The following is a 1,232-nucleotide window of genomic DNA, read 5'->3' as shown; positions in this document are numbered from 1 at the left end:
GCCAGCGTTAGCGACACATGCCGCCAACGTGGTCATTCGCCTTGGGATTATCTACAAACAGCTATTGCTCGGCATCGGCAAAATTTGGCTCCATTGCCTTTGCCTGCGTAGGGGCGTGAACGTTTACCAGTTATGCAAAAGCATACGATTTATCACTCAGATGGGAGTAAAAATAAATCCACCTAATCATTTTTCCATTTTTTATTACTTATGCAATAATTGCCTGTGCTTTCTTAGAGAAAACAAGATTAAAATCTTTACTCGTAGTAGACTTAATTAGTTTCAACGTAAAAGTTATATCTTCAATTTCATTCAATGTCTTAATAGCACTGTTTACAGCGCGCTTAAAGGACTCTTTAGCTTGATCCTTTCTTTTAAGAGGCCAAGCATAACTTCTCAATGTCGTTAAGCTGATCATTTGTGGCTTTTCTTTGGGACTTCTACTTAATACATATTCATAGATAAATTTAGCCATAAGATTTTTTTTTAGACCATGACGAACCTTGCTATCACAAACAGAAAAACCAGTTTCATCAAACAACTCTATAATTCTCTCATCAAACACTACCTCAATAGATTCACTCATTTCAAAATACCTAGCAGTTAATAAAGGGCCTGAATAATGCGCCCCTTTAAGTGGCTTAGTATATATAATATTTATATATGAACATGATAATAACTTAATTCTATTTATCAACCAATCATTAGATTTTCCACCAGACCCTTTATTTAACGTTTTCAATAAATCTTTAACGTTGAATTCATATTTTTCTGAGAAATCATTTTGGCAACGATAAAAAAGTTCAGACCAGATATCTAAGCAGCACTGATCTAGATAATGCCCTCTAAGTTTAACAGTGAAATTTTTAGAAGAGGCTATTTCTTTATTAATTATTCCAGCATCAGAGAAAAGTCTCTGCGCTGAGAAAAGTGCAGACTGAACAAAAATACGTGGCTTTGCACACTCCTTACGCGACCATTTTGTATTTTTAGAAGCCACGGCAACAGCATACGGGTTTTTCGAACCTTGCATTGGGTCATATGCACTAAAACCACTATAAAAATAACCATCATTTTCAAACTCACTATACGTTTCCTTTCCGGTTGTTCGGCGACAATTACCCTGTCCGGTCGGCGACAACTATCTTGACCGGTTGACCGATATGTAGGACAAGGGTGTATTTCATTTTTTTTGGAGTTCACCCTTGCCTGGAAAACGTATCACTCAACAT

At 36.4% G+C, this 1,232-nt stretch carries 1 protein-coding gene; it reads right to left on the bottom strand.

The genetic code is table 11. The annotated features are described in order from the left end of the window. Positions 1-208 precede the first annotated feature (208 nt). Entirely contained in the window at positions 209-1,141 is a 933-nt protein-coding gene (locus RW114_RS20680) for a hypothetical protein (protein ID WP_340124612.1), read from the bottom strand. Positions 1,142-1,232 lie beyond the last annotated feature (91 nt).

It is taken from the genome of Methylobacter svalbardensis (genome assembly GCF_037671525.1).
Lineage (GTDB): Bacteria > Pseudomonadota > Gammaproteobacteria > Methylococcales > Methylomonadaceae > Methylobacter_A > Methylobacter_A svalbardensis.
Note: the sequence above shows the minus strand (reverse complement) of the source record. Positions and strands in the feature narration are given on the sequence as shown.